The organism is Duganella sp. BJB1802 (genome assembly GCF_013369445.1).
In the GTDB taxonomy this organism is placed as follows: domain Bacteria; phylum Pseudomonadota; class Gammaproteobacteria; order Burkholderiales; family Burkholderiaceae_D; genus Rugamonas; species Rugamonas vulcania_A.
In genome coordinates this window covers 105,979-128,988 of record NZ_JABWEF010000019.1, presented here as the reverse complement: position 1 = coordinate 128,988, position 23,010 = coordinate 105,979, and the positions used below count along the sequence as shown (strand labels likewise).

Sequence of the window (23,010 nt, the reverse complement as noted above, 5' to 3'; positions counted from 1 at the left end):
TTCCTTGATGAAATTCTTGCGGGCAAGGCCGTACAAATTATCGTAAAAAATTATTGACTTTTGCACTGCACCATGCCTTTGCTAAAAAAACCGGGGTCAGAGCGACTTCTCTGACCCCGATTCATCCCTTGCAAGAGCCATGCCTGACCGCGGCGAAGCCCTATATATATGTTGCTCAGCTTCCGCGCGCGCGCTTCTCCCGTTTGACCTCCAGCGAACTGACGATCTCGCCGCTCGGCGACACGGTTTCCAGGTGCACGTCGAAGCCCCACAGCCGCGCCACGTGCTTGAGCACCTCGCCGGCCTGCTGGTTCAGCGGCCGCCGCTGGAACTGCGTATGGCGCAGCGTCAGCGCGCGGTCGTCCCGCGTGTTGACCGACCACACCTGGATATTCGGCTCGCGGTTGCCCAGGTTGTACTGCTCGGCCAGCTGCTGGCGGACGTAGCGGTAGCCCAGGTCGTCGTGTATGGCGGAGATTGCCAGTTTTTCGTTGTTGTCGTCGTCCAGTACGGCAAAGAAATGAAAATCGCGGATCAGCTTGGGCGACAGGTACTGGGCGATGAAGCTCTCGTCCTTGAAATTGCGCATGGCGAAATCGAGCGTCTTGCGCCAGTCGCTGCCGGCGATGTCCGGGAACCATTCGCGGTCCTCGGGCGTCGGGTGCTCGCAGATGCGGCGGATGTCGGTCATCATGGCGAAGCCCAGCGCGTACGGGTTGATGCCGCTGTAGTAGGGGCTGTTGACCGGCGGCTGGTAGACCACGTTGGTATGGCTCTTCAGGAACTCCATCATGAAGCCGTCGCCCACCACGCCCTCGTCGTACAACTGGTTGAGGATGGTGTAGTGCCAGAAGGTGGCCCAGCCCTCGTTCATCACCTGGGTCTGGCGCTGCGGGTAGAAGTACTGCGAAATCTTGCGCACGATGCGTACCATCTCGCGCTGCCACGGTTCCAGCAGCGGCGCGTACTTCTCGATGAAGTACAGCAGGTTTTCCTCGGGCTCGGGCGGGAAGCGCGGCGTGGCCTTTTCCTCTTCCTCTTCCTCGCGCCGGGGCAGGGTGCGCCACAGCTCGTTGATCTGCGACTGCGCGTAGGCCTCGCGCTCCTTCTGGCGCGCGCGCTCCTGCGCCATCGACAGCTTGGCCGGCCGCTTGTAGCGGTCGACGCCGTAGTTCTGGATCGCGTGGCAGGAATCGAGCAGCAGCTCGACCGCGTCGATGCCGTGGCGCTGCTCGCACTCGGCGATGTAGTTCTTGGCGAACACCATGTAGTCGACGATGGCGTCGGCGTCGGTCCAGGTGCGGAACAGGTAGTTCCCCTTGAAGAAGGAGTTGTGGCCGTAGGCCGCGTGCGCGATCACCAGCGCCTGCATGGTCAGGCTGTTCTCCTCCATCAGGTAGGCGATGCAGGGGTTGGAGTTGATGACGATCTCGTAGGCCAGGCCCATCTGCCCGCGCTTGTAGCCCTTTTCGGTCGACAGGAAGTGCTTGCCGAACGACCAGTGGTTGTACGACACCGGCATGCCGACCGAGGTGTAGGCGTCCATCATCTGCTCGGCGGTGATGATCTCCAGCTGGTTGGGATAGGTGTCCAGCCCGAATCCTTCGGCGACGCGGCGGATTTCCTGGTGGGCCTGCTCGATCAGTTCAAACGTCCACTCCGACTGTTCGGGCAGGGCGCGCGGATGGCGCGGCTTGGGTGTCATGTCGTTCATGGCTCGGCTGCCTATTTAGGCTGTTTCTTGAACAGTTCACGGAACACCGGATAGATGTCGGCCGGCGTGACTATTTTCTGCATGGCGAAATGCGGATGGTGGTCGGGAATCTGCGAGTACTGCTCCCACAGGTTCTGCGGCGGACCGTCGGTGATCTCGACATAGGTGTAGTACTGCACCTTGGGCATGATGGTGTTGACCAGCAGCTGGCGGCACAGCACGGAATCGTTGTCCCAGTTGTCGCCGTCGGAGGCCTGGGCCACGTAGCTGTTCCAGCTGCCGCCGCCGTAGCGCTCCTCGATGATCTTGTCGAGCAGGTGCAGCGCCGACGACACCACCGTGCCGCCCGACTCGCGCGAGTGGAAGAACTCCTCCTCGTTCACCTCGGCTGCGGCCGTGTGGTGGCGGATGAAGACCACGTCGATCTTGTCGTAGGCGCGCTTGAGGAACAGGTACAGCAGGATGAAGAAGCGCTTGGCGGTGTCCTTGCGGGTTTCGTCCATCGAGCCGGAGACGTCCATGATGCAGAACATCACCGCCTGCGTCATCGGCTTGGGCACCTTGACGCGGTTGCTGTAGCGCAGGTCGAACGGGTCGATGAAGGGGATGGCCAGCAGCCGCGTGTGCAGGTGGTGGATCAGCTTTTTCAGCTCCACCACGCGCGGCGCGTCCAGCGGCGCGCCTTCCAGCAGCAGCTCCTCCAGCTCGCGCTCGGCCTCGATCACGCGCTTGCGCGAGCTGCCGCCGACCGCGATGCGCCGTCCCAGCGCGCCGCGCAGCGAACGCAGCACGTGGATGTTGGACGGCGTGCCCGACATGTTGTAGCCGGCGCGCTGGTTCTTGAATTCAGTGGTGGCGGTCAGCTGGGTCTTGACCAGGTTGGGCAGCTCCAGGTCTTCGAAGAAGTAGTTCATGAACTCTTCGCGCGACAGCTCGAAGATGAAATCGTCCTCGGTCAGCTGGTCGCTGTTGCCGGCCTTGCCGCGGCCGGCGCCGCCGCCGCCCTTGGGCCGGTTGATCAGGTCGCCCTTGAGGTATTCCTGGTTGCCGGGGTTGATGGTTTCCCACACGCCGCCATGGGCGTGGCCGAACGAGGGCTCGCCCACGTCCTTGACCGGGATGGAGACTTTTTCGCCATTCTCAATGTCGGTGATGGAGCGGCCCTTGATGGCACGTCCCACCGCGTCCTTGATCTGGGCCTTGTAGCGCCGCAAGAAGCGCTCGCGGTTGACCGCAGACTTGTTCTTGCCCTGCAAACGTCGGTCGATGAGGTAAGTCAAAAGATGCCTCCTGCTGCTATTGGTCGGCGCCGCGCCGCCACCGCCTCATGCGGGGCGGCGCGCAATGCTACTTAGGACGACTTCCTCACACGCAAATACCATTCGCACAGCAAGCGCACCTGCTTGGCGGTATAGCCTTTCTCCACCATGCGGGCGACGAAGTCGGCGTGCTTGTTGGCGTCTTCGGCGCTGGCCTTGGCGTTGAACGAAATCACCGGCAGCAGTTCCTCGGTGTTGGAGAACATCTTCTTCTCGATCACGGTGCGGAACTTCTCGTAGCTGGTCCAGGCCGGATTCTTGCCGCCGTTGTTGGCGCGCGCGCGCAGGCCGAAGTTGACGATCTCGTTGCGGAAGTCCTTGGGATTGGAAATCCCGGCCGGCTTCTCGATCTTCTCCAGCTCGTTGTTCAGCGACTCGCGGTCGAAGCTCTCGCCGGTGTCGGGATCGCGGTATTCCTGGTCCTGGATCCAGAAGTCGGCGAAGGTGACGTAGCGGTCGAAGATGTTCTGGCCGTATTCGGAATACGATTCCAGGTAGGCGGTCTGGATTTCCTTGCCGATGAACTCCACGTACTTCTGCGCCAGGTGCTCCTTGATGTACGAGAAGTACTTCTGCTCGGTCTCGGGCGGGAACTGCTCGCGCTCGACCTGCTGCTCCAGCACGTACAGCAGGTGCACCGGATTGGCCGCCACCTCGGTGTTGTCGAAGTTGAAGACCTTGGACAGGATCTTGAACGCGAAGCGGGTGGACAGGCCGTTCATGCCCTCGTCGACGCCGGCGTAGTCCACGTACTCGTGCATGGACTTGGCTTTCGGGTCGGTGTCCTTGAGGTTCTCGCCGTCGTACACCAGCATCTTGCTGAAGATGCTGGAGTTCTCCGGATCCTTCAGGCGCGACAGGATGGCGAACTGCGCCATCATGCGCAGGGTGCCGGGCGCGCATGGCGCCTGGTACAGCGAGGAGTTGGCGATCAGCTTGTCGTAGATCTTGATCTCGTCGGTCACGCGCAGGCAGTACGGCACCTTGACGATGTAGATACGGTCAAGGAAAGCCTCGTTGTTGCGGTTGTTCTTGAAGGTCTTCCATTCCGACTCGTTCGAGTGCGCCAGGATGATGCCGTCGAACGGGATCGCGCCGAAGCCTTCCGTGCCCTTGTAGTTGCCTTCCTGCGTGGCGGTCAGCAGCGGGTGCAGCACCTTGATCGGCGCCTTGAACATCTCGACGAATTCCATCAGGCCCTGGTTGGCCAGGCACAGGCCGCCCGAGTAGCTGTAGGCGTCGGGATCGTCCTGCGAATAATCCTCCAGCTTGCGGATGTCGACCTTGCCGACCAGCGAGGAGATGTCCTGGTTGTTCTCGTCGCCCGGCTCGGTCTTGGAGATGGCGACCTGCTTGAGCACCGACGGGTAGCGCCTGACCACGCGGAACTGGTTGATGTCGCCGTTGAATTCGTGCAGGCGCTTGACGGCCCACGGGCTCGGGATGTTGCGCAGGTAGCGGCGCGGGATGCCGTAGTCTTCTTCCAGGATCACGCCGTCCTCTTCCTCGTTGAACAGGCCGAGCGGCGATTCGTTCACCGGCGAGCCTTTCAGGCAGTAGAAGGGCACATGCTCCATCAGCGACTTGAGCTTCTCGGCGATCGACGATTTGCCGCCGCCGACGGGACCGAGCAGATACAGGATCTGCTTGCGTTCCTCCAGTCCCTGCGCGGCGTGGCGGAAGTAGGACACCACTTGTTCGATCACTTCCTCGGTGCCGTAGAACTCGCGGAAAGCCGGATATATCTTGATGACCTTGTTCGCGAAGATGCGAGACAGCCGGGTGTCGTTGCGGGTGTCGACCAACGTCGGTTCGCCGATGGCGGCCAGCATGCGCTCCGGAGCGCTGGCGTAGGTGAGTCGATCTTTTTTGCAAAGTTCGAGATATTCCTTCATGGACATCTCTTCTTCTTTGGTCCGTTCGTACCGTGCGGCGTAGTTGTCAAAAATGGTCATTTGGATGTCCTTTAATGTAAACCTGCGTGTCACGGGTCACCGGCAGTTCGACTGCCCTGGCCCTGGTTCGTGCATACCCTTTCGTTTTATTTTTCTTATGACCAGCTTCTTTTTGATGGCGCGGATTGCCCGCGCCGGTGAGCTGGCTTCATCGCCGGTTGGCGGCTTTTATGTGTTGGCCGTAACGCATCTTACGTCTATGAAATTGATTATTGCGCTATTGGTGCCGGAAGTCAAAAGATATGTCGTAATATGGTTAATACTCTTTCGTAAATCATTGATTATTAAGATTATTTTTGGATAATTTTGTGTCCTTTTTATGGCTTTTCAAGGTTTTTTTTACCCACGTTTATGCCACAGTATCACGCTTGCACGCGCCGTGCTGATCGCACCTCAAACAGATAAATTTTGCCGCAACTTGGCCGCCGCTGTCGCACTCTCGCGGCATGCGCTAAGATGCGTTGATCCAGCTTACCGTCAGAGGAAAAAGAATAATGTTGAACGAACAATTGCGCACCGTGGTGCAGCAAATGCCGAAAGCCGAACTGCACATCCACATCGAAGGCTCGCTTGAGCCGGAACTGATTTTCGCGCTGGCCCAGCGCAACAACGTCAAGCTGGCCTACGGCTCGGTGGAGGAGCTGCGCGCCGCGTACGCGTTCACCGACCTGCAGTCCTTCCTCGACATCTACTACGCCGGCGCCAGCGTGCTGTTGCAGGAGCAGGACTTCTACGACATGACCGCCGCCTACCTCAAGCGCGCCGAGCAGGACAATGTGCGCCACACCGAAATCTTCTTCGATCCGCAGACGCACACCGCGCGCGGCGTGCCGATCAAGACCGTGATCGACGGCATCCACCGCGCCTGCCAGGACAGCCCGGTCAGCGCCACGCTGATCCTCAGCTTCCTGCGCCATCTGTCGGAGGAGGACGCCTTCGCCACGCTGGAGGAGGCGCTGCCTTACCGCGACAAGTACATGGGCATCGGGCTCGATTCGTCGGAGGTCGGCAATCCGCCGGAGAAGTTCGCGCGCGTGTTCGCCAAGTGCCGCGAGCTGGGCTTCCACCTGGTGGCGCACGCGGGCGAGGAAGGCCCGCCGGCGTATATCGAAACCGCGCTCGACGTGCTCAAGGTCGAACGCATCGACCACGGCGTGCGCTGCCTGGAGGACGCGGCGTTGACGCAGCGCCTGGCGCGCGAGCAGATCGCATTGACGGTGTGCCCGCTGTCGAACGTCAAGCTGTGCGTGTTCGATCGCATGGAGCAGCACAACCTGCTGCAGCTGCTGGACGCGGGTATCGTCGCCACCGTGAATTCGGACGACCCGGCCTACTTCGGCGGCTACATGAACGCCAACTTCATCGCCACCTTCGAGGCTTTGCCATTGGGCCTGTCCCACGCGCAGCGCCTGGCGCGCAACAGCTTCTCGGCGGCCTTCCTGCCGGCGCAGCAGAAGCAGAAGTTCCTCGATGAAGTCGACGCGTATTTCGCCGCACTGTAGAAAACCCCCATGCTCAAACTCGCCCTGAAGATGACGGCGCGCGACTGGCGCGCCGGCCAGTTGCGCTTCCTGCTGATCGCGCTGACGGTGGCGGTGGCTGCCTTGTCCGCCACCGGCTTCTTCATCGACCGCCTGCGCAGCGGCCTCGATCGCGACGCCCACCAGTTGCTGGGCGCCGACGTCGTCATCAACGCCGACCTGCCGGTCAATCCGGCCTGGCGCGCGGAGGCCGCCCGGCGCGGCTTGCTGATGACCGACACCATCAGCTTCCCCAGCATGGCGCAGGCGGGCGAGGGCGAGCAATCGAACTCGCTGCTGGCGGCGTTGAAGGCGGTCGGCCCCGGCTATCCGCTGCGCGGCCAGCTGAAGATCACCACCGATCCCGAACAGGCCGAGCAAAGCTACGGCGCGCCAGCCAACGGTGTGCCGGCGCCCGGCACCGTGTGGCTGGACGCCGGCCTGCTGGGCGGCCTGAAGACCACGGTCGGCGGCACGATCAAGCTGGGCGACAAAAGCTTCACGGTGGCGCAGCTGATCGCCTCCGAGCCGGACCGCGGCGCCAACTTCCTGGCGTTCGCGCCGCGCGTGATGTTCGCGCTGGACGACCTGGCCGACACCAATCTGATCCAGCCCGGCTCGCGCGTGTCCTACCGCCTGCTGGTGGCGGCGCCGCCGTCGCTGCAAAACGGCGCGGCCGTGGCCAGCGCCTACGAGCAATGGCTGCAGGCGCAGATCAGGCAAAACAATATCAAGGGCGTGCGCGTCGAGTCGCTGGAAAACGGCCGGCCCGAAATGCGCGCCACGCTGGACCGCGCCGACCGTTTCCTGTCGCTGGTCGGCCTGCTGTCGGCGATGCTGGCGGCGGTGGCCGTGGCGATGGCCGCGCGCCGCTTCATGCAGCGCCACCTGGACGCCTGCGCCATGCTGCGCTGCCTGGGCCTGACGCAGAACGAAGTCACGCTGATGTACCTGACCGAATTCCTGATGGTCGGCCTGGCCGGCAGCCTGATGGGCGTGGCGGTGGGTTTCGGCGGCCACTACGTGCTGCTGGAGGTGCTGGGCAAGCTGGTCTCGGCCAGCCTGCCGGCGCCTACCATCTACCCTGCGCTGCAGGGCGTGGCCACCGGCATGCTGCTGCTGGCCGCGTTCGCGCTGCCGCCTATCCTGCAACTGCGCAAAGTGCCGCACAACCGCGTGATCCGCCGCGAGCAGGAGCCGCCGCAGGTGGCGGCGCTGGCCACCTACGGCCTGGGCCTGGCCGGCTTCGTCGTGCTGCTTCTGTGGCAGGCGGGCGATGTGCAACTGGCGCTGTACACGGCGCTCGGCTTCCTCGGCGCCTTCGCCGTGTTCGGCCTGGTGGGCTGGGGCGCGCTGGCCGCGCTCAAGCCGCTGCGGCGCGCGATCGATCATCAGAGCTGGCGCTTCGCCATCACCTCGCTGCAGCGGCGTCCCGGTGCGACCGTGGTGCAGATCGTCTCGCTGGCGCTGGGCATGATGGCGTTGCTGGTGCTGACCGTGGTGCGCGGCGACCTGATGACGGCCTGGCGCAACGCCACGCCGCCGGACGCGCCGAACCGCTTCATCATCAACATCCAGCCGGAGCAGGCGGCCGACATCGGCAAGCGCCTGCGGGCGGCGGGCGTGAGCTACGCGCCGCAATATCCAATGATACGCGGCCGCCTGACCGCCGTGAACGGCAAGCCCGTCACCGCCGAGACCTACACCGACGACCGCGCCAAGGGCCTGGCCGACCGCGAATTCAACCTGTCGACGATGGCGGCGATGCAGGCCGAGAACAAGATCAGCGCCGGCCAGTGGTTCGCCGACAAGCCGGGTGCGCCGGAGGCGTCGGTGGAGGAGGGCATCGCCAAGACGCTCAAGTGGAAGCTGGGCGACAAGCTGCGCTTCGATATCGCCGGCACGCCGGTGGACGCCACCATCACCAGCCTGCGCAAGCTGGAGTGGGGCTCGATGCGGGTCAACTTCTTCGTCATCATCAACCCGGCGGCGATGACGGAAGTGTCGCAGAGCTGGATCACCGCCTTCCATCTGCCGCAAGGGCAGGGCGCGCTGATGAACGCCCTCACGCGCGACTATCCCAACCTGACCATCGTCGACGTCGGCGGCCTGCTGCGGCAGGTGCAGGCGGTGCTGGACCAGGTGGTGACGGCGGTGGAATTCCTGTTCGTGTTCACGCTGGCCTCCGGCGTATTGGTGCTGTACGCGGCGCTGATGGGATCGCAGGACGAGCGCACCCGCGAATCGGGCCTGCTGCGCGCGCTGGGCGCGACCCGTAGGCAGCTGTCGCAGGCGCAGCTGATCGAGTTCTCGCTGGTGGGCGCCTTGTCCGGCCTGTTGGCGGCGACCGGCGCGGCGGCCATGGGCTGGGCCCTGGCCACCTACCAGTTCAAGTTCGCCTGGAGCTTCAGCCCCGCAGTGTGGCTGGTGGGCCTGGTGGCGGGCGCGCTGTGCGCCATCGCCGGCGGCTGGCTGGGACTGCGCAACGTGCTGCGCCAGCCGCCGTTGCAGACGCTGCGCGAAGCCTAGGCCGCGATGGTCTCCAGCGCCGCCCGCTCCCTGAGGAAGTCGGCGTAGGAATACGGCTGCTTGTCGAAGTAGTGCGGCGGCAGGTCGAACAGCGCCCAGTAGTAGGTCTCGCGGCCCTGGCACACGCGCGGCGCCGCGCAATAGCGGTGCCAGTTGTCGCCCACGCGGCGCGAGTACATGCCGTCGCCGTCCGGGTCGGAGAAGAACGGCAGCACGCGCCGCTCCAGCAAGGCGTCCATCAACGACGGCGGCGCGTCGCTGTCGCGCGCGATCTCGTACTGCGCGTACATCCCCTGTTCGGTTTCTATCATCATCAGGCTGGCCTTGCCGAATTTGTCGAGGAACAGGATGCCGGTCGGATTCGGGAAGATGTAGTGCTCGACGAAGCCCATGCTGGCGCTCAGCTCCCGCACCAGCCGCGCCAGCGCCGGGTCGCCCAGGAAGTGGTAGTTATGCAGCAGCACCAGCTCGCGCAGCGTTTCGGACTGGGCGTCGAAGTAGTCGCGCTGCAGCGAGGCGATCTCGATTTCCAGCAGGTCGAGCGCATGGTCGTCGCTCTTCTTGATGTAGCGGTCGATCAGGCCGCGGTTGAAGGCGCTGACGGCGATCTTCTCGTCGGCCGCGCCGGTGAACAGGATCTTCTTGCACGGCAGGTGCGCCACCGCTTCGCAGAACTGTAGTCCGTTCATCTGGGGCATCGAGTAGTCGACCACCAGCACCGACGGCGTCTCGAAGCGGTGGCGCTGCTGGCCGATGCGGTAGATGCGCTCCAGGTCCAGCGCCACGTTGCATTGGTCGGCCGGCAGGTTGTGCATGTCGAAGTTGACGTGCAGCGGAACGCAGCCCGATTGCGGTTCCCTGCGCAGCCATTGCAGCGCGGTGGTGGTGTCGTGGAAGGTCTGGCTGGCCAGCATGGGGTCGAGCTGGAACGACAGGCTGCGCAGGAACGAGTCGCTGTCGTCGACCAGGACGGTCAGGGTGGGATGGGAATAAACGGGCAAATGCATGTGTCACCTCGGGATGGACTGCTGCTGGGGAAATTCAAGGATGAAAATGGCGTAGGCACCTTCGCGCGATACGCAACGGATGGTGGCGTTCCACGCGTGCATGATCTCCTCGCACAGGGCCAGGCCGATGCCTGCGCCGTTGTGCGGGGGATGGGAGTAGAAGCGCCGGAAAATCATCGGCATCTGCTGTGCCGGGATGCCGCAGGCGGTGTCGATGAACAGGAGCCGCGGCGGCGCGTGCGCGCCGTCGACCACGATCCGCACGCGCCCCTTGCCGGCGCGCTGCACGGCCTTGAGCGCGTTGCGCAGCAGGTTAAGCAGGATCACCACCGACAACTCGGTCTGGCCGGCGAAGATGAAGTTGCGGCGCACTTCCAGCGTCACCAGTTTCTGCTGGGTGGCGTTGGGGAAGGGGTAGCGCTTGAGCGCCGCCTCCACCACGCCCTCCATCGTCACCTTTTCGACCGGCCGCAGGTTCTGCCGCACCGCCGTGGCGCTGAGCAGGAAGAGGTCGATCATGTGGTTCATGTGGCGCACCTCGAACTGGATGCGCGCCAGCGCGTCGATGGCGCCGAGCCGGTCCTCCTGCGTGCGGCTGCCGGCCTCGGCGTACACGCGCAGCAGGCCGCGCACATTGGCGTCGACGCTGGTGAGCGGCGTGCGCAGCTCGTGCGCGACGGTGGCCAGGCCGGCGCCCAGCCCGGCCAGCTTTTCCTGCGCCAGCACTTGGCGGCTGATCTTGGCCACCGACAGCACCGCGATGGTGAACAGGTGGATCGGCAACTGCTGCAGCACCTGGCTGCTCAGCAGCGTTTCGCTTTCGCCCAGCATGACGGCCGCCGCGCAGGCCACGGTGGTGCCGGTCAGGTAGGCCGTCAGCGCCAGGCCGGTGTCGAAGTGGAACAGCACCACCAGCCCGATCAGCAGGGACTCGCTCCAGACGCCCGAGGCGTGGTTCATCAGGAACATGAAGGTGAAGAAGAACGGGAAGATGTAGCTGAGCGTGACCAGCAGGTACAGGTGCAGCACGCGCCGGTTGAACTGGCGGGCGAACAGGCCCAGCGCGCACAGCAGGATGCCCAGCAGGCGCAGCGACAGCGATTCGTATTCCTGCGGGAAGAAGCTTTGCCAGATCACGTAGTACAGCGGCATGCCCACCGTGCCGATGCTCGCCAGCAGCAGAACGCGCACGGTCGCATGATCCTCGCGGCCATGGTAATGCAGCAGCGACTGGACCAAACCGTGCTGCCAGCGTTTCCAGCGTTCTTGCAGGGATTGCGTCATGGCGAAATTGACATTTATCAAGGTCCCATGATCGCCTGAATTTGCAACGCACTTCTGCATATCAAAACATTAATTGATCAGTATCAATCCCCGCTGGTTTTTTTGGCCTCAAGGTTGGAGTCGGACGCATAAAAAAACAACCATTTCCAAAACTACGAAAGGAACCTGAACATGTCCAACGCGATTGCTCAAGATCATATCCGTACCGCTGGTTTTGCCATCCCGGCTGAACAGCAGATGCCGGATTTCGTGACCCGGCGCATGGATGAACACTACATCACCCGCATCGAGCAGCTGTTGGGAGGCGAGCATCCGCACGCCTGGCAGCCCACGCCGGCCGGGGCGGTGTTCCTGGCCGGGAACGACTACCTGTGCCTGGCCGGCGAGCCGGCGCTGATGGGGGCGCAAATGGCGGCGCTGGCCCGCAGCCAGGGCGAGCTGCTGATGTCGGCCGTGTACCTGCAGGAGGGCAGCGCCCAGCACCGGCTGGAGCGCAAGTTCGCCGGCCTGATGGGGGCGCAGGATGGCATCCTGGCGCAGTCCGGCTGGGCGGCGAACGTCGGCCTGGTGCAGACGCTGGCCGCGCCCGGCATCCCGGTCTACCTCGACATGCAGGCCCACGCCTCGCTGTGGGAGGGCGTGCAGTCGGCCGGGGCGGCGCCGGTGCCCTTCCTGCACAACGACATGGAGCACCTGCGGAAGCAGCTGGCGCGCCACGGGCGCGGCCTGATCGTGGTGGACGCGCTGTACAGCACCAACGGCAGCGTGGCGCCGCTGTCCGAGCTGGTGGAGATCGCCGAGCGCCACGGCTGCCTGCTGATCGTCGACGAATCGCACTCGCTGGGCACGCACGGCCCGCGCGGCGCCGGGCTGGTGGCGGAGCTGGGCCTGTGCGAGCGGGTGCACTTCCGCACCGCCTCGCTGGCCAAGGCGTTCGCCGGACGCGCCGGCTTCATCACCTGTTCCAGCAAGTTCAAGGGCTACTTCCTGTCGGAGTCGCGTCCGGCCATCTTCAGCTCCTGCCTGCTGGGCCACGAGCTGGCGTGGTTCGACGCCGCCATCGACTTCGTCGCGGCGGCCGACGACCGCCGCGCCGCGCTGCGCGCCAACGCGCTGGAGGTGCGCGAGGAATTGAGCGCGCTGGGCTACAACGTCAGCGACGGCAGCGAGCAGATCATCGCGCTGGAGCCCGGCCCCGAGCCCAAGACGCTGGCGCTGCGCAAGCTGCTGGAGCGGCACGGCATCTACGGCGCCATGTTCTGCGCGCCGGCCACGCCGAAGAACCGCTCGCTGGTGCGGCTGACGCTCAACTCCGGCCTGGATGCGGCGCAGCTGTCGCGCATCATCCAGGCCTGCGACGACGTCCGCCAGGAGGCCGACCTGGAGAACTGGTCGTCGACGCGGCGCCTGCGCCGGCTTGCCCTGGTGTGAGGCCGCGTTTCGCCGCCGGTGCGCTATCATGGAGGGTATGACTGAATCCCGAACTCTCTATGAAGTAATCGGCGGCGAATCGCGCGTGCGCGAGATGGTCGACCGTTTTTATGACCTGATGGAACTGGAGCCGGAGTTCGCGCTGCTGCGCGCCGCCCATCCGCCCACGCTGGACAACGCGCGCGAGCGCCTGTTCATGTTCCTGAGCGGCTGGATGGGCGGGCCGGACCTGTACATCGAAGCGCACGGCCATCCGCGCCTGCGCATGCGGCACATGCCGTTCGCCATCGGCACCCAGGAGCGCGACCAGTGGCTGCGCGCGATGGCGTGGGCGATGGAGGACGTCGGCATCGACGAGGCGCTGCGGTTGCGGTTGATGGAGTCCTTCTATCAAACCGCCGACTGGATGCGCAACAAGCCCGATTGACGCCATGACCCAGACCGAATTCTACGTATTGCTGGCCGCGATCGCGGCCGTCCTGGTCCTGCAGGCGCTGTCGCTGCTGCGCGCGCGCGGCCCGGCCGGCGGCGATGGCCTGGCCGAGCGCATCGAGCGCGTCGAGCGCGAGGTGCGCCTGCAGTTGCAGACCACGGCGCAGGCCACGCACGCGGCCAGCGTGCAGCAGTTCGAGGCCATGCGCCGGCAGCTGGAGGCGCAGGGCCTGGTCGGCCGCGATGAACAGGGCCGCAGCCTGAAGCAGTTCGCCGACAGCATGAACCAGAACCTGGCGCGCCTGACCGAGTCGAACGCCGCGCGCATGCAGGAGGTGCGCGCCACGCTGGAGGCCAAGATCAAGGATCTGCAGGCGGACAACGGCGCGCGGCTGGAGGAGATGCGCAAGACCGTCGACGAGAAACTGCACGCGACGCTGGAGGCGCGCCTGAGCGCCTCGTTCCAGCAGGTGTCCGAGCGGCTGGAGCGCGTGCACCAGGGACTGGGCGAGATGCAGCAGCTGGCGCTGGGCGTGGGCGACCTGAAACGGGTGCTGACCAACGTGAAGACGCGCGGCACCTGGGGCGAGGTGCAGCTGGAGATGCTGCTGGAGCAGGTGCTCACGCCGGATCAATACGCGAAGAACGTCGAGACCATCGCCGGCAGCGGCGCGCGGGTGGAGTTCGCGCTCAAGCTGCCGGGCCAGGTGGAGGGCGGGGCGCCGGTGTGGATGCCGATCGACGCCAAGTTCCCGAAGGAGCAGTACGAGCGCCTGCTCGACGCCGCCGACCGCGCCGACGCGGAAGGCGTGGCGCTGGCCGGCCGCGAGCTGGAACGCGCGGTGCGCGGCGAGGCCAAGACCATCTCGGAGAAGTACGTGTCGCCGCCGCACACCACCGATTTCGCCATCCTGTTCCTGCCGACCGAAGGCCTGTACGCGGAAGTAATGCGCCGTCCCGGCCTGGCCGACGAGCTGCAGCGCGTGAACCGCATCAGCATCGCCGGGCCGTCGACCTTGTCGGCGCTGCTCAACAGCCTGCAGATGGGTTTCCGCACGCTGGCGCTGGAGAAGCGCTCGTCGGAGGTGTGGCAGGTGCTGGGCGCGGTGAAGACGGAGTTCGGCAAGTTCGGCGACGTGCTGTCGGCCACCAAGCTGGCGCTGGAGCGGGCCGCCAAGAACATCGAATCGGCCGAGACGCGCAGCCGCCAGATGGCGCGCAAGCTCAAGACGGTGGAGGCGCTGCCGAGCGAGGCGGCGCAGCTGCTGCTGGGACCTGAAATCGACAAGAATGATCTCGACATAGACTAGAACGGAGCCCGCCATGCATGGTCGCACTCTCGATTTTTCCACGATCGGCAAACCAGCCGTCCTGCGTAACAAGATCGTCAGCGCGGCCGATGCGGTCGGCCTGATACGCGACGGCGACACCATCGCCACCGGCGGCTTTGTCGGCGTCGGCTTCGCGGAGAACATCGCGGTGGCGCTGGAGCGGCGCTTCCTGTCGGCCGACAGCGGCGGCCATCCGCGCGACCTGACGCTGGTGTACGCCGCCGGCCAGGGCGACGGCAAGGAGCGCGGCCTGAATCACTTCGGCCACGAGGGCCTGCTCAGGCGCGTGGTCGGCGGACATTGGAGCCTGGTGCCCAAGCTGCAGCAGCTGGCCATGAGCGGCAAGATCGAAGCCTACAACCTGCCGCAGGGCGTGATCAGCCAATTGTTCCGCGATACCGCCGCCGGCAAGCCTGGCTTGCTCACGCACGTAGGCCTGGGAACCTTCGTCGATCCGCGCCACGGCGGCGGCAAGATCAACGCCCGCACCACCGAGGAGCTGGTGGAGCTGCTCACGCTGGGCGGCAAGGAATACCTGTTCTACAAATCGCAGCCGGTGCACGTGGGGATCATCCGCGGCACCACGGCGGACGCCGTCGGCAACATCACCATGGAGCGCGAGGCGCTGACGCTGGAGGCGCTGGCGATCGCGATGGCCGCGCATAATTCTGGCGGCATCGTCATCGTACAGGTCGAGCGTATCGCGGAGCGCGGCACGCTGCATCCGCGCCAGGTAAAGATTCCCGGCATCCTGGTCGATTGCGTGGTGGTGGCGGAAAAGCCCGAGTACCACATGCAGACTTTCGCCGAGCCGTACAACCCCGCGTACTCGGGCGAGCTGCGCGTGCCGCTATCGGCGGTGGCGCCTATGCCTTTGACGGAGCGGAAGATCATCGCCCGCCGCGCGCTGATGGAGCTGCGCCCTAACAATGTGGTCAACCTCGGCATCGGCATGCCGGAAGGCGTGGCGGCGGTGGCGGCGGAGGAGAAGCTGCTCGACCTGGTCACACTGACGGCGGAGCCGGGCGTGATCGGCGGCATGCCGGCCGGCGGCTTGAACTTCGGCGCGGCCACCAACGCCGACGCGGTCATCGACCAGCCCTACCAGTTCGACTTCTACGACGGCGGCGGGCTGGACGTGGCGGTGCTCGGGCTGGCGCAGGCCGACCGCCACGGCAATCTGAACGTCAGCAAATTCGGCAGCAAGCTGGCCGGCGCGGGAGGCTTCATCAACATCAGCCAGAACGCGCGCAAGGTGGTGTTTGTCGGCACCTTCACGGCGGACAAGGGCGCCACGCGCAAGTTCGTCGACGAGGTGGAGCACCGCACCTACAGCGGCGAGTATGCGGCGCGGCGCGGACAGGAGGCGCTGTTCATCACCGAGCGCTGCGTGATGCGGCTGGTGCTGGATGGCGGCATGTCGGCGCTGGAGCTGATCGAGATCGCGCCCGGCGTCGACGTGGAGCGCGACATCCTGGCGCACATGGATTTCAAGCCGCTCATCAGCGCGCAGCTGAAGGTGATGGACGCGCGCATCTTCGCGCCGCTGGCGATGAACTGGCGCACCGATTTCCTGGCGCTGCCGCTGGAGCAGCGGTTGGTGTACGACGCGCAGCAGGAGCTTTTCTTCGTCAACTTCGAAGGCTTCGAAGTGAGCGACACCGAGACCATCGCCGAGATCTGCGCGCTGGTGGCGGAGCGCCTGGCGCCGTTGGGCCGCAAGGTGCCGGCGGTGATCAACTACGACAACTTCTCAATCGCGCCGGAGCTGATGGACCAATACGTGGAATCGGTGAACCAGCTGGCGGAGCGCTATTACAGCAAGGTGACGCGCTACGCGCACAGCACCTTCATGCGCGCCAGCCTGGGACGCGCGTTCCGCCGCATCGAGAAGGACGCCGCGCTGTTCGCCAACTCCGCCGAGGCGCTGCTGCGTTTGCAGGAACCTTGAGTGCGTATTTGTACTTGTTTGTGTGTGTTTGTTTACATTCTGCGCGCTCGCATGTACACTTTTACGCATGAAACGTGAAAACCTCCTGCTGCAAGAGCGCCACGACCTGATATTGAAGCAATTGCAGGCCGACGGCCGCGTGATTGCTTCCGTGCTGGCGCAGAACCTGAACGTCACCGAAGACACGATACGGCGCGACCTGCGCGACCTGGCCGCCGCCGGCTTGTGCCAGAAGGTGTATGGCGGCGCCATACGCATCGCCGCCGCGCCGGAAAGCGGCACGCTGACCCAGCGCCTTGGCCGCGAGCAGTCCGGCAAATCGCGCCTGGCCACGGCCGCCGCCACGCTGGTGAAGCCGGGCAGCGTGATCTTCCTCGATGCCGGCTCCAGCAACCTGGCCATCGCCGACGCCTTACCGAACGCGCCGTTGACGGTGCTGACCAACGCGCCGTCCATCGCGGCGCGGCTGCTGGACAAGCCTCAGGTGGAACTGATCATGATCGGTGGGCGCATCAAGCAGGGCCTGGGCGGCAGCGTGGGCGCGACCGCGCTGCGCGAGGTGGAACTGCTGCGGCCCGACCTGTATTTCGTCGGCGCCTGCGGCGTCGATCCAGAGGCGGGCATCACCGCCGTCGATTTCGAGGAGGCCGAATTCAAGCGCCGCCTGGCTGCGCACAGCAAGGCCACCGCCGTCGTCGCCACCGCCGGGAAACTGGGCGCGGTCGCGTCCTTCCTGGTGCTGCCGATCGCCCAGTTGACGCATCTGGTGGTCGAGCGGGATACCGACGCGCGATTGATGGATGCCTATTCCGCAGCAGGCGCGCGCCTGCTGCGCGCCGAATGATGAAGGCCGCCCCGATGACCACTGGATTGCAACGACGCGTTTCAACCCGCCTGGCCTTCTTGGCCGCCGGCATGGCGATGTCCGCCTGGGCGCCGCTGGTGCCGTTCGCGCAGGCGCGCACCGGCGTGGAGCCTGGCCAGCTTGGCCTGCTGCTGCTTTGCCTGGGCATAGGCTCGCTGCTGGCGATGCCGGTGACCGGCGTGATGGCCGCACGCTTCGGCTGCCGCCGCATCATCCTGGCATCCGGATTTGGATGCTGCCTGGTGTTCCCCTTGCTGGCGATTGCGCCGGCGGCGTGGTCGCTGGCACTGGCGCTGTTCCTGTTCGGCGCGGCGATAGGCACGCTGGATGTGGCGATGAATATCCAGGCCGTGATCGTCGAGAAGGAATACGGCGGCGCGCTGATGTCGGGCTTTCATGGCCTGTTCAGCGTGGGCGGCATCGTCGGCGCCGGCGGCATGACGCTGATGCTGTGGGCGGGGCTTGACTTGGTCGCCGCATCGCTGGTGCTGGCGCTGGTCGTCGCGCTGGTGGTGGCCTTCGCCGGTCCGCACCTGCTGCGCGACCCGGTGCCGTCGGAGCGCGACGCGCCCTTGTTCGTCGTGCCGCGCGGCGCGGTGATATTGATCGGCGCCTTATGCTCGCTGGTGTTCCTGGCCGAAGGCGCGGTGCTGGACTGGAGCGCCGTCTTCCTGACCAGCGGCGGCGGCTTCACGGCGGGGCAGGGCGGCCTCGGTTACGCGGCCTTCGCGGTGGCGATGACGGTGGGCCGGCTCAATGGCGATAAGCTGGTGCATCGCTGGGGCGGCGGGCGCTTGCTGCTGCTGGGCGGCTTGTGTGCTGCGCTGGGGTTCCTGAGCGTGGTGTTGGCGCCGTCGCCGTGGATCGCGCTGGCCGGTTTCGCATTGATCGGCACAGGCGCGTCGAACATCGTGCCGGTGTTGTTCAGCGCCGCCGGCAAACAGAAGGACATGCCGGCCAGCTTGGCGATCAGCGCCATCACCACCATTGGCTATGCGGGCATACTGGCCGGGCCGGGATTGATAGGTTTCGTCGCGCACGCATTCGGATTGCAGCTGGCGTTCGCGGGACTCGCCTGCGGCATGCTGCTGGTTGCGGCCAGCGCCGGCATGGGTGTGGCTTCCGCGCGCAGCTCCGGCTAGCGGCTGCTGAGGCGCTCGAGCCGCAGGCGGTGGCGCTCGTCGGTGACGCTGCGCGCCGCCAGATACACCGCCAGCGTGACCGATATGCCGCTGCCGCCGGCCAGCAGGAACATCAACAGGATCTGGTAGCGCACAGCGTCCATCGGGTCCATGCCGGCGAGGATCTGGCCGGTCATGATGCCGGGCAGCGTGATGATGCCGGCGGCCGACATCTGGTTGATCAGCGGGATCAGTCCCTTGCGCACCGATTCGCGTATCAGCGGCGCCAGCGCCTCGTTGCGGGTGGCGCCCAGCACCAGCTGCGCTTCGATGGCGGTGCGCGAGTTGACCACGCCGCCGTAGAAGGTGTCCAGTCCCAGGCTGGCGGAATTGAGCACGTTGCCCAGCACGATGCCGATCAGCGGAACCGCGTATTGCGGCTCGTACCAGGGCGTGGGATGCAGCACGGTCAGCAGCGCCAGCACCACGGTGGCGATGCTGGACAGGCCGACGCTGGCGGTGGACAGCCACACGCCGGGCCAGCCGCGCAGGCCGTGCGCGGGCCGCATGGCCACTTCGCGCGCGGCGGCCATGATCATCAGCAGCGCCACGGCCAGCGTGGCGGCGGGGGAGGCGAGCGCGAACACCCAGCGCAACACCAGTCCGACCAGCAGCAGCTGCACCACCATGCGCGTGGCGGACCACAGCATCTTGCCCTGCATGCGCAAGCCCAAATACGCGGAGATGCCGGCGTTGAGCAGCACCAGCGAGGAGGCGATCGCCAGGTCGACGGCGCCCGGCTGGATCGGCGTCATGTCGGCGCTCATGATGCGGCTCCGTTGTCGGTGAGGCGGCGGTCGCGCATCGTCATGGCGCGGTGGCCCAGCGTTTGCGCCTGCGATTCGGAGTGCGTGACCAGCACAATGGACAGTCCCGCCGCCAGTTCCTTTTTCAGCAGCTGTTCGGTGGCGGCGACGGCGGCCGGGTCCAGCGCGGCGGTGGGTTCGTCGAGCAGCAGCACCTGCGGCTTGCAGGCCAACGAACGTATCAGCGCCATGCGCTGGCGCTCGCCGGTGGAGAGGCGGCCGATATCGCTCTCCAGCAGCGCCGGCGACAGGTTCAGTTGCGGCAGCAGCTCGCGTACGCGTTCCATCTGTTCGGGCTTGAAATGCTGGCCGGCGGTCGGCAGCCACCATGCCGCTTCGGCCGGCTGGTAGACTACTGCGGCGCGCCACGCGGGGGCGCTCATGCCGGCGCGGGGCTGGCCGTTCAGCAGCGCCTCGCCGGTGTTGGGATCGAGGTCGCACAACATCCGCAGCAGCAGGCTTTTGCCGGCGCCGGACGGGCCGGAGATAGTCAGGCATTGGCCCGCTTCGAGATCGAACGAGAACGGGCCGGCCAGCGGCGATTGCAGGTTGCGGATGCGCAGGCGCGGGTTCACGCTGGGTTGGAGCATCGGCTCAGACCAGGCCGTCGAACAGCAGCACGTCGACCATCTCGCCGGCGGCGACGCTGGCTTGCGCCTCGCGCAGCACGACGATGCAGTTCGCCTCGGTCATCGAGCGCAGGATGCCCGAGCCTTGCGCGCCGGTGAGGCGCACTTGCGGTTCGCCGCCGGCGCCGGCGCTGACGATGCCGCGCTGGTATTCGGTGCGGCCGGGGCGCTTGCGGATCGCTTCGGTGCAGCGGGCCTGCATCATGGGCAGCGACGATTGCGCGCCCATCATGCGCAGCAGCGCGGGACGGGCGAACAGGTAGAACGACACCATCACCGCCACTGGATTGCCGGGCAGTCCAAACAGCCAGGCGCTGCCTGCCTCCGTTCGGATCTGGCCGAAGGCGAGCGGGCGGCCGGGACGCATCGCCAGCTTCCAGAAGGCGACGTCGCCGATGCGGGCGAGGATGTCGCGCGTGTAGTCGGCTGCGCCTTCGGAGACTCCGCCGGAGGTGATGATGGCGTCGGCCTGCGCGCTCGCTTCGCGCAGTGCGGCTTCCAGTGCGGCCGGGTCGTCGCGCACGATGCCCATGTCGATGATTTCGCAGCCGAGCCGGGTGAGCATGCCGAACAGGGTGTAGCGGTTGCTGTCGTAGACGCAGCCTTCATCCAGGCTGTCGCCAAGCGAGCGCAGTTCGTCGCCGGTGGAGAAGAAGGCCACGCGCAGCTTGCGCTGCACGGCCACTTCGCCGATGCCGAGCGAGGCCACCAGGCCCAGGTCGGCCGGGCGCAGGATTTTTCCCTTGGCCCGGGCGATGCCGCCGGCCTTCAGGTCTTCGCCGGCGAAGCGGCGGTTGGCGCCGGTGCGGATGGCGCCGTGCGCAATGGTGACGGTGTCGGCGCCGATGTGGGCGGCCAGCTCCTGCGGCAGCACGCTGTCGCAGCCGGGCGGAATGGCGGCGCCGGTCATGATGCGGATGCACTCGCCGGCCTGCGGCGTTTGCGTGCAAGGGCGGCCGGCGTAGGCGATGCCGATCACTTTGAAGGTGACGTCGGGCGCGCCGGCTGCGGGCAGGTCGGCGCCGCGCAGCGCGTAGCCGTCCATCGCCGAGTTGTCGTAGGCCGGCACGTTGATCGGCGAGACGATGTCCTCGGCCAGCACGCGGTCGAGGGCGGCGCGCAGGGGCAGCGTTTCGGTGGCGGCGATGGGCGTCATGCGCTCGCAGATGATGCGCTGCGCTTCGGCGACCGGCATGGCATCGGGCTCGCCGGCCGGGGCGGCGGTGGTGGTAGCGGCGGCCGGCGCGGGTGCGCGCTCGTGCTGCTGCAGCTCGGCCAGCGTGTTGATGTTGCGGAAGGCGTCGGCGTCGTCGAACATCACTTCGGCCACGCGCAGCGATTTGTACCAGCTCTCCATGCGGCGCGCGCCGGTGGCCAGGTAGGCGTCCAGTTGCGGCAGCAGGCTGGCCTTGAGCAGCGCGAACACCGGATGCAGTTGCCGCTGCGGCTCGCCGCCGTCTTCGGATTCCATGGTCACTGCCAGGGCGACGTCGGCATCCTGCGCCAGCATGGCGGTGTGCAGGCGTTCGGCCAGGTCGGCCGGCAGGAAGGGGGAATCGCAGGGAGCTGTCAGCAGCAGTTCGGTGGGGCAGTACTGCAGGCCGATCTGCAGGCCGGCCAGCGGGCCTTCGAAGCCGTCCAGGTAGTCCGGCAGCACCGGCGCCTCGCCCGCCACCGCCTGGTACTGCGGCAGGTTGCGGTTGGCGTTGATGACGATGCCAGCGGCCTGCGGCGCCAGGCGGCGCATCACGTGTTCGACCAGCGTCGTGCCGCGGAACGGCTGCAGGCCCTTGTCGACGCGGCCCATGCGCGTGCCGCGTCCGCCCGCCAGGATCAGCCCTGTGACTTTGCTCTTCAAAGACAAACTACCCTCCGATGTAAGACATTTCCACCTTGTTGGCGCTGCGTTGCAGGCCGTCGGTATTGTTGGTGCGCAGTTCCGAGTAGCGGTCGCCGCGCGCGCGCCACAGGTGCGCCAGCACGGTGCTGATTTCCTCGTCGCTGCGGCCGTCGCGCAGCAGGGCGCGCAGATCGTGGCCGCTGCTGGCGAACAGGCAGGTGTACAGCTTGCCCTCGGTCGACAGGCGTGCGCGGCTGCAGTCGCTGCAGAAGGCCTGGGTGACGCTGGAGATCAGGCCGATCTCGCCGCCGCCGTCGGCGTAGCGCCAGCGCGCGGCGGTTTCGCCGGTGTAGTTGGCGTCCAGCGGCGCCAGCGGCATCTCGGCGTGGATGCGGCGCACGACTTCGGACGATGGTATCACCTCGTCCATCTTCCAGCCATTGGAGGCGCCCACGTCCATGTACTCGATGAAGCGCAGGATGTAGGGCGTGTGCCTGAAATGGCGGGCCATCGGCAGGATTTCCTGGTCGTTCATGCCGGCCTTGACCACCATGTTGATCTTGATCGGGCCCAGTCCCACTTGATGTGCCGCATCGATCCCGCGCAGCACATCGTCGACCGAGAAGTCGACGTCGTTCATGCGCTGGAAGGTGGCGTTGTCGAGCGCGTCGAGCGAGACGGTGATGCGCTGCAGGCCGGCGTCCTTGAGCGATTGGGCTTTGCGCGCCAGCAGCGAGGCGTTGGTGGTCAGCGTCAGGTCGAGCGGCTTGCCGTGGATGGTCTTGAGTTCGGCCAGCATGGCGACCAGCCGTTCGAGGTTTTTGCGCAGCAGCGGTTCGCCGCCGGTCAGGCGGATTTTTTCGACGCCGTGGGCGATGAAGGTTTTCGCCAGGCGGGTGATTTCCTCGAACGTCAGCAGCGAGGTGTGCGGCAGGTATTGGTAGTCGTTGTCGAACACCGCCTTGGGCATGCAGTAGACGCAGCGGAAGTTGCAGCGGTCGGTGACGGAGATGCGCAGGTCGTGCAGCGGGCGCGCGAGCTGGTCGCTCAGCAGGCCGGTCGGCGCTTCCAGGATCGCGGGGATGGCGGGCGGCGCGGGGCGCTGGCTGGCCATCATGATTATTTTCTCTGCCATGGCTCTACAATCTTGTTGTTTTTGAAATGCGGGGCAACAGTTGGACAACTACAAGAAGCTACGATAGCACGCCGCCGCCAA

At 65.8% G+C, this 23,010-nt stretch carries 18 protein-coding genes; 9 read left to right on the top strand and 9 right to left on the bottom strand.

Features of this window, described 5'->3' with window-relative positions; genetic code table 11:
• Positions 1-175: 175 nt before the first annotated feature.
• The 3 genes from HUX88_RS25635 to HUX88_RS25625 form a co-directional block, all read right to left on the bottom strand.
• Complete coding sequence (locus HUX88_RS25635; RefSeq protein ID WP_161089381.1) at positions 176-1,714, bottom strand: SpoVR family protein; 1,539 nt, start codon at positions 1,712-1,714, stop codon at positions 176-178.
• A gap of 11 nt (positions 1,715-1,725) precedes the next feature.
• The gene (locus tag HUX88_RS25630) at positions 1,726-2,994 is read right to left on the bottom strand and encodes a YeaH/YhbH family protein (RefSeq protein ID WP_161095747.1); all 1,269 of its coding nucleotides are present in this window, start codon (positions 2,992-2,994) and stop codon (positions 1,726-1,728) included.
• A gap of 71 nt (positions 2,995-3,065) precedes the next feature.
• Positions 3,066-4,988: a PrkA family serine protein kinase gene (locus HUX88_RS25625; RefSeq protein ID WP_117011677.1), complete on the bottom strand. Its 1,923-nt coding sequence runs from the start codon at positions 4,986-4,988 to the stop codon at positions 3,066-3,068.
• Positions 4,989-4,992: 4 nt separating this feature from the next.
• Here HUX88_RS25625 and HUX88_RS25620 point away from each other — a divergent pair, with 4 nt between their 5' ends.
• The 3 genes from HUX88_RS25620 (at position 4,993) to HUX88_RS25610 (ending at position 9,037) form a co-directional block, all read left to right on the top strand.
• The gene (locus HUX88_RS25620) at positions 4,993-5,292 is read left to right on the top strand and encodes a hypothetical protein (protein WP_147330336.1); all 300 of its coding nucleotides are present in this window, start codon (positions 4,993-4,995) and stop codon (positions 5,290-5,292) included.
• A gap of 190 nt (positions 5,293-5,482) precedes the next feature.
• The gene (locus HUX88_RS25615; RefSeq protein ID WP_176363603.1) at positions 5,483-6,490 is read left to right on the top strand and encodes an adenosine deaminase; all 1,008 of its coding nucleotides are present in this window, start codon (positions 5,483-5,485) and stop codon (positions 6,488-6,490) included.
• Between the two features lie 9 nt (positions 6,491-6,499).
• Positions 6,500-9,037: an ABC transporter permease gene (locus HUX88_RS25610; protein ID WP_176363602.1), complete on the top strand. Its 2,538-nt coding sequence runs from the start codon at positions 6,500-6,502 to the stop codon at positions 9,035-9,037.
• On the opposite strand, the gene HUX88_RS25605 is transcribed toward HUX88_RS25610, so the two are convergent.
• Together HUX88_RS25605 and HUX88_RS25600 are read right to left on the bottom strand one after the other, a co-directional pair.
• Positions 9,034-10,044, bottom strand: a complete 1,011-nt coding sequence (locus HUX88_RS25605; RefSeq protein WP_117011674.1) for a response regulator — start codon at positions 10,042-10,044, stop codon at positions 9,034-9,036. The two genes, HUX88_RS25610 and HUX88_RS25605, sit on opposite strands and share 4 nt — an antisense overlap.
• A gap of 3 nt (positions 10,045-10,047) precedes the next feature.
• A complete protein-coding gene (locus tag HUX88_RS25600; protein WP_117012124.1) occupies positions 10,048-11,328 on the bottom strand; it encodes a HAMP domain-containing sensor histidine kinase in 1,281 nt (426 codons plus the stop codon).
• A 171-nt stretch (positions 11,329-11,499) separates the two neighbouring features.
• Here HUX88_RS25600 and cqsA point away from each other — a divergent pair, with 171 nt between their 5' ends.
• The 6 genes from cqsA (at position 11,500) to HUX88_RS25570 (ending at position 18,480) form a co-directional block, all read left to right on the top strand.
• Positions 11,500-12,759 carry an alpha-hydroxyketone-type quorum-sensing autoinducer synthase gene (gene cqsA / locus HUX88_RS25595; RefSeq protein WP_176363601.1) on the top strand — a complete coding sequence of 420 codons (1,260 nt, stop codon included), beginning with the start codon at positions 11,500-11,502 and terminating at the stop codon, positions 12,757-12,759.
• Between the two features lie 28 nt (positions 12,760-12,787).
• A complete protein-coding gene (locus tag HUX88_RS25590; RefSeq protein WP_117011672.1) occupies positions 12,788-13,186 on the top strand; it encodes a group II truncated hemoglobin in 399 nt (132 codons plus the stop codon).
• Between the two features lie 4 nt (positions 13,187-13,190).
• A complete protein-coding gene (gene rmuC, locus HUX88_RS25585) occupies positions 13,191-14,501 on the top strand; it encodes a DNA recombination protein RmuC (RefSeq protein ID WP_176363600.1) in 1,311 nt (436 codons plus the stop codon).
• 13 nt (positions 14,502-14,514) lie between these two features.
• Entirely contained in the window at positions 14,515-16,473 is a 1,959-nt protein-coding gene (locus HUX88_RS25580; protein ID WP_176363599.1) for an acyl CoA:acetate/3-ketoacid CoA transferase, read from the top strand.
• A 67-nt stretch (positions 16,474-16,540) separates the two neighbouring features.
• Positions 16,541-17,317 carry a DeoR/GlpR family DNA-binding transcription regulator gene (locus HUX88_RS25575; protein ID WP_176363598.1) on the top strand — a complete coding sequence of 259 codons (777 nt, stop codon included), beginning with the start codon at positions 16,541-16,543 and terminating at the stop codon, positions 17,315-17,317.
• Between the two features lie 14 nt (positions 17,318-17,331).
• On the top strand, positions 17,332-18,480 hold the full coding sequence (locus HUX88_RS25570; protein ID WP_176363619.1) for an MFS transporter: 1,149 nt from the start codon (positions 17,332-17,334) through the stop codon (positions 18,478-18,480).
• Here HUX88_RS25570 and fetB read toward each other — a convergent pair.
• The 4 genes from fetB to moaA are packed head-to-tail and all read right to left on the bottom strand — an operon-like array spanning position 18,477 to position 22,929.
• A complete protein-coding gene (gene fetB, locus HUX88_RS25565) occupies positions 18,477-19,286 on the bottom strand; it encodes an iron export ABC transporter permease subunit FetB (RefSeq protein WP_217916449.1) in 810 nt (269 codons plus the stop codon). The genes HUX88_RS25570 and fetB overlap by 4 nt on opposite strands.
• Positions 19,283-19,915 (bottom strand): ATP-binding cassette domain-containing protein, encoded by a 633-nt coding sequence (locus HUX88_RS25560; RefSeq protein WP_176363597.1) that lies wholly within the window; start codon positions 19,913-19,915, stop codon positions 19,283-19,285. Before HUX88_RS25560 ends, fetB begins: the two co-directional genes overlap by 4 nt.
• Positions 19,916-19,919: 4 nt before the next feature.
• Positions 19,920-21,812 (bottom strand): gephyrin-like molybdotransferase Glp, encoded by a 1,893-nt coding sequence (gene glp, locus HUX88_RS25555; protein WP_308937145.1) that lies wholly within the window; start codon positions 21,810-21,812, stop codon positions 19,920-19,922.
• A gap of 7 nt (positions 21,813-21,819) precedes the next feature.
• Positions 21,820-22,929, bottom strand: a complete 1,110-nt coding sequence (moaA, locus tag HUX88_RS25550) for a GTP 3',8-cyclase MoaA (protein WP_176363595.1) — start codon at positions 22,927-22,929, stop codon at positions 21,820-21,822.
• Positions 22,930-23,010 lie beyond the last annotated feature (81 nt).